General features: G+C 61.4%; 6 protein-coding genes. All 6 read right to left on the bottom strand.

The features are described from left to right. Window positions 1-298: 298 nt before the first annotated feature. On the bottom strand, window positions 299-730 hold the full coding sequence (gene rplQ / locus EN932_RS28435; protein ID WP_013531439.1) for a 50S ribosomal protein L17: 432 nt from the start codon (window positions 728-730) through the stop codon (window positions 299-301). A 104-nt stretch (window positions 731-834) separates the two neighbouring features. Next, window positions 835-1,845, bottom strand: coding sequence for a DNA-directed RNA polymerase subunit alpha (locus EN932_RS28430; RefSeq protein ID WP_013531438.1), 1,011 nt, complete (start codon window positions 1,843-1,845; stop codon window positions 835-837). Between the two features lie 102 nt (window positions 1,846-1,947). Beyond that, the gene (gene rpsK / locus EN932_RS28425) at window positions 1,948-2,337 is read right to left on the bottom strand and encodes a 30S ribosomal protein S11 (protein WP_006205444.1); all 390 of its coding nucleotides are present in this window, start codon (window positions 2,335-2,337) and stop codon (window positions 1,948-1,950) included. Between the two features lie 162 nt (window positions 2,338-2,499). Beyond that, window positions 2,500-2,868 (bottom strand): 30S ribosomal protein S13, encoded by a 369-nt coding sequence (gene rpsM, locus EN932_RS28420; protein WP_013531437.1) that lies wholly within the window; start codon window positions 2,866-2,868, stop codon window positions 2,500-2,502. Window positions 2,869-3,078: 210 nt separating this feature from the next. After that, a complete protein-coding gene (locus EN932_RS28415; RefSeq protein WP_013531436.1) occupies window positions 3,079-3,675 on the bottom strand; it encodes an adenylate kinase in 597 nt (198 codons plus the stop codon). Next, on the bottom strand, window positions 3,672-5,012 hold the full coding sequence (gene secY / locus EN932_RS28410) for a preprotein translocase subunit SecY (protein ID WP_013531435.1): 1,341 nt from the start codon (window positions 5,010-5,012) through the stop codon (window positions 3,672-3,674). The genes EN932_RS28415 and secY overlap by 4 nt, the downstream gene beginning before the upstream one ends. Between the last annotated feature and the right edge of the window lie 234 nt (window positions 5,013-5,246).

The raw sequence follows: 5,246 nt of genomic DNA, 5'->3' as shown, positions 1-5,246 counted from the left end.
GGTCTTGGTCTCCTCGGCCAATGCCTGCCTGACCACCGGTGCGGCCGCAAACGCCATGATGGCGAAAAGCAGAACAAAGGGCAGTCTTCTGGCGCGCATTCGCGAATCCTCCAAGGCAAGTTCGGGGGCATTGTCCCGACGATTGTGCAAAATGAAAGGCTAAGCCGCTGAAATCCGACTATTTTGGGCCAAAATCCCAGGGGCATGCCCGGAAATCGGATTCCGGCGCGGTTTGCTGCTTTCAGAAAACAAAAAGGGGCCCGCAGGCCCCTTTGAACTCATTTGGGAAAACCGAGCCTTATGCGGCTGCGGCGTCCGCGTCAGCGCTTTCGGCCTCGATGCGAGCGCGGTCGCCGGCGCCCTTGGCCGAGACGTCGCGATCGACGAATTCGATGACAGCCATGGCGGCGTTGTCACCGTGACGGAAGCCCGCCTTCATGATGCGCAGATAGCCGCCATTGCGGTTGGCGTAGCGCGGCGCGATGGTGTCGAACAGACGCTTGACGACGCCTTCATTGCCGATCTGGGCAATGACCTGGCGGCGGGCGTGCAGGTCGCCACGCTTGCCGAGCGTCACCAGCTTCTCGACGATCGGACGCAGGTCCTTCGCCTTCGGCAAGGTTGTGACGATCTGCTCGTGCTCGAGCAGCGACACGGCGAGGTTGGCGAACATCGACTTGCGATGGCTAATGCTTCGGGCGAAGCGGCGGCCTTTGAAACCGTGGCGCATGGCTCTTTTCCTTCTTCAGTTGTTCAAGAGGCCGCGGCCTCTGATGGTTTTCCGCATGACCGTCGGATCGAGCGGCCCACGCCGCCGATCCTTGGAATTCATGCTCAATATTGGTCTTCGTAACGCTTGGCGAGGTCTTCGATGTTTTCCGGCGGCCAGTCCGGCACTTCCATGCCGAGGTGCAGGCCCATCGCCGCCAGGACTTCCTTGATCTCGTTCAGCGACTTGCGGCCGAAGTTCGGGGTGCGCAGCATCTCGGCCTCGGTCTTCTGGATCAGGTCGCCGATATAGACGATGTTGTCGTTCTTCAGGCAGTTGGCCGAACGCACCGAAAGCTCGAGTTCGTCGACCTTCTTGAGCAGCGCCGGGTTGAAGGCGAGCTCGGTGACGGCCTCGGCGGCGACTTCCTTCTGCGGCTCGTCGAAGTTGACGAACAGGCCGAGCTGGTCCTGCAGGATGCGGGCGGCGAAAGCCACTGCGTCCTCGCCGGTGATCGAACCGTCGGTCTCGATCGTCATGGTCAGCTTGTCATAGTCGAGAACCTGGCCCTCGCGGGTGTTCTCGACCTTGTAGGAGACCTTCTTGACCGGCGAATAAAGGCTGTCGACCGGGATGAGGCCGATCGGCGCGTCTTCGGCGCGGTTGCGGTCGGCCGGCACGTAACCCTTGCCGGTGTCGACGGTGAATTCCATGCGGATTTCAGCGCCTTCGTCCAGCGTGCAGATGACGTGGTCGGGGTTGAGGATCTCGACGTCGCCAACCGTCTGGATGTCGCCGGCAAGAACCGCACCCGGTCCCTGCTTGCGAACGACCATGCGCTTGGGACCATCGCCTTCCATGCGGATGGCGATTTCCTTGATATTCAAGACGATGTCGGTCACGTCCTCGCGCACACCGGCGATGGACGAGAATTCATGTAGAACGCCGTCGATCTGCACGGCGGTAACAGCCGCACCGCGCAGCGAAGACAGAAGCACGCGGCGCAGCGCGTTGCCCAGCGTCAGGCCAAAGCCACGCTCGAGAGGCTCGGCGACCAGCGTGGTCAGCGTCTTCTTCTTCGACGAGAACTCGATCTTGTTCGGCTTGATCAGTTCCTGCCAATTTTTCTGGATCATGATGCTTTCCTTCCGTTGACCCGCCACCATCCAATCGTGGCGGGCGACCTGGAATGCCGCGGAGGAGCGCCCAAGGGGGCTCGCGCGGCGTTCGGTAAATGCTTAGACGCGACGCTTCTTGCGCGGGCGGCAGCCATTGTGCGGGATCGGCGTCACATCACGGATCGAGGTGATGGTGAAGCCGGCCGCCTGCAGGGCGCGCAGTGCCGATTCACGACCGGAGCCGGGTCCGCAGACCTCGACTTCGAGCATGCGCATGCCGTGTTCCTGGGCCTTCTTGGCAACATCCTCGGCAGCCATCTGGGCAGCGAACGGGGTCGACTTGCGCGAACCCTTGAAGCCCTGGGCACCGGCCGACGACCAGGCAATCGAATTGCCCTGTGCATCGGTGATGGTGATCATCGTGTTGTTGAAGGTCGAATTGACGTGGGCAACGCCCGACGAGATATTCTTGCGTTCGCGACGGCGAACACGAGCGGCTTCCTTGGCCATGATAGTCCTTTCAGTTGATCTCTACACCGCCGTAATGCCAGCGGCTCCACCTTCGTAAGGGAGTAGGGGAATAGGGCAGCAAGGGAGTAGGGAAAAATGCGACCCGACTGGCGGGCATTCCCTACTGCCTTACTCCCCTACTCCCTTATTCCCCTAAAAAAATTACTTCTTCTTGCCGGCGATCGACTTGGCCGGGCCCTTGCGGGTGCGCGCATTGGTATGCGTGCGCTGGCCGCGGACCGGCAGCGAGCGGCGGTGACGCAGGCCGCGGTAGCAGCCGAGGTCCATGAGCCGCTTGATGTTCATCGAGACTTCGCGGCGCAGGTCGCCTTCAACCTGGTAATCGCGATCGATGGTCTCGCGGATCTGCAGCACTTCCGCATCGGTCAGCTGGTTGACGCGGCGCTCGGCCGGGATGCCGACCTTGTCGACGATCTCCTGGGCGAACCGCTTGCCAATGCCGTGAATGTACTGAAGCGCAATGACAACGCGCTTGTTGGTCGGAATGTTGACGCCGGCTATACGAGCCATGTTCTTCCCTTCTCCATGTGGGCCGGCCAATCCTCAAAAACAAGGTAGGCTCGGCGCTGTCTTAAGTTGCCCCGCGTCCGGTGGAGGCCGGCCCATGCGGGAGTTTCCAGTTCAATGCGGCTGCCCTGCCCTTGCGGACAAGCAAAGCTCATGCCTGATAGGAAGACGGGCCGCCATACCGCAGCGAACCGCCTCCGTCAAGTGCAATCGTTAATTTCCCCGCACCGCGTCCTTGAGCACCGCTTCGATCTGTTCCGTCACGGCGTCGATATCGGCCATGCCGTCGACACTGCGGAGCTTGCCCTTGGCATAGTAGTAGCCAATCAGCGGCGACGTCTTCTTGTAGTATTCTCTCAAGCGCTCTTCGAACACGGTCGGATTGTCGTCCTTGCGAACGGGAAGGCCGGCGGCCTGCGCCTCGTCGGCGCGTTTGACGATCCGGCCAACCAGGGCCTTGTCGTCGACCACGAGTTCAATGACGGCGTCGAGCCCCTGGGAGCGATCCGACAGCATCTGCTCGACCGCATCCGCCTGCACCAGGGTCCGCGGATAGCCGTCGAGGATGAACCCCTTGGCGCAGTCGGGCTGATCGATACGCTCAGCGACGATCGCGTTGACGATCGCGTCGGACACCAGTTCACCGGCATCCATCACCGCCTTGGCGCGCTTGCCAACCTCGGTGCCTGCCTGGACGGCAGCACGCAGCATGTCGCCCGTCGAGAGCTGGGGTATGCCGTGTTTTTCTACCAGTCTTTGTGCTTGCGTCCCCTTGCCCGCTCCTGGCGGCCCAAGCAATATCAACCTCATCTGGCTTTCTTCCCCCCGCGCAGCTTCGACTTCTTGATCAGGCCTTCATACTGGTGCGCGATCAGGTGACCCTGAATCTGCGCAACCGTATCGAGCGTGACACTGACCACGATCAGAAGCGATGTGCCACCAAGGTAGAATGGTACGCCAGTCGCCGAGATCAGGAACTCCGGCAGCAGGCACACCAGCACCAGATAGATGGCGCCGACGACGGTGATGCGGGTGAGAACGTAATCGATATAATCGGCGGTGCGCTCGCCCGGACGATAGCCCGGGATGAAGCCCGAATGCTTCTTGAGCTGGTCGGCGGTGTCCTTCGGGTTGAAGACAATCGCGGTGTAGAAGAAGGCGAAGAACACGATCATCGCCGCATAAAACAGCATGTAGAGCGGCTGGCCGTGGCCGAGCGAGGCGAGCACGGTGCTTGCCCACGCCGGCAGGTTCGTCGTCTGCGAGAAGCCGGCGACGGTGGCCGGCAGCAAAAGCAGCGACGAGGCAAAGATCGGCGGAATGACGCCCGACGTGTTGAGCTTCAGCGGCAGATGCGAGGTATCGCCCTGGAACATCCGGTTGCCGACCTGGCGCTTCGGATACTGGATCAGCAAGCGGCGCTGGGCGCGCTCGAAGAACACGATGAGCGCAATGACGACGATAGCCAGCACGATGATCGCCAGGATCAGGCCGGTCGACAGCGCGCCGGTGCGGCCAAGCTCCAGCGTGCCGGAGATGGCGTGCGGCAGGCCGGCGACGATGCCGGAGAAGATGATCAGCGAAATACCGTTGCCGATGCCGCGGGCGGTGATCTGCTCGCCCAGCCACATCAGGAACATGGTGCCGCCGACCAGCGTGACGACGGTCGAGATGCGGAAGAACATGCCGGGGTCACTGACGATGCCGTTGCCGCCTTCCAGCCCGACAGAAATGCCATAGGCCTGAACCAGCGCAAGCAGCACGGTGCCGTAGCGCGTGTACTGGTTGATCACCTTGCGGCCCTGTTCGCCTTCCTTCTTCAGCGCTTCCAGTGACGGGATGACCGAGGTCATCAGCTGCATGATGATGGAGGCGGAGATGTAAGGCATGATGCCGAGCGCAAAGATCGCCATGCGCTGCACGGCGCCGCCGGCGAACATGTTGAACATGCCGAGCACGCCCTTGCTCTGCGAAGAGAAGGCCTGGGCGAAGGCGTCGGGATTGATACCGGGAAGCGGGATGTAGGTGCCGAGGCGATAAACCAGCAGCGCGCCGATCGTGAACCAGATGCGCTTCTTCAAATCCTCCGCCTTGGCGAAGGCCGAGAAATTCAGATTCGAGGCTAATTGTTCAGCAGCCGAAGCCATGCCTGATTCTCCGCTTGGTAACGCTTGATGGCCCTGAGGTCAGGCGGCGCGTTTCACCGAAGCTCACGAGATAAGCTCCGGGCTCTAAACATGCAAGCGGCCGCGTTGACGCGGCCGCCTCGTTGAGCAGATCAAAGCGAAATCGTGAGCAAAAACGGATTCCACTCCTGCCGATCGCGCTTCAAATTGCCGTTACTCGGCAGCTGCCTTTTCCTGCGGCAGCTTGACCGAACC

Source organism: Mesorhizobium sp. M7A.F.Ca.US.002.01.1.1 (assembly GCF_004022955.1).
Classification (GTDB): domain Bacteria; phylum Pseudomonadota; class Alphaproteobacteria; order Rhizobiales; family Rhizobiaceae; genus Mesorhizobium; species Mesorhizobium ciceri.
The sequence above is the reverse complement of the archived record's forward strand: the minus strand, read 5'-3'. Positions and strand labels throughout refer to the sequence as shown.

Bases quoted from the DNA above. Each gene is read 5' to 3' on its own strand.
- EN932_RS28415 (WP_013531436.1), bottom strand. From the start codon at position 3,675: ATGAGGTTGATATTGCTTGGGCCGCCAGGAGCGGGCAAGGGGACGCAA.
- secY (WP_013531435.1), bottom strand. From the start codon at position 5,012: ATGGCTTCGGCTGCTGAACAATTAGCCTCGAATCTGAATTTCTCGGCC.
- rpsK (WP_006205444.1), bottom strand. From the start codon at position 2,337: ATGGCCAAGGAAGCCGCTCGTGTTCGCCGTCGCGAACGCAAGAATATC.
- rpsM (WP_013531437.1), bottom strand. From the start codon at position 2,868: ATGGCTCGTATAGCCGGCGTCAACATTCCGACCAACAAGCGCGTTGTC.
- EN932_RS28430 (WP_013531438.1), bottom strand. From the start codon at position 1,845: ATGATCCAGAAAAATTGGCAGGAACTGATCAAGCCGAACAAGATCGAG.
- rplQ (WP_013531439.1), bottom strand. From the start codon at position 730: ATGCGCCACGGTTTCAAAGGCCGCCGCTTCGCCCGAAGCATTAGCCAT.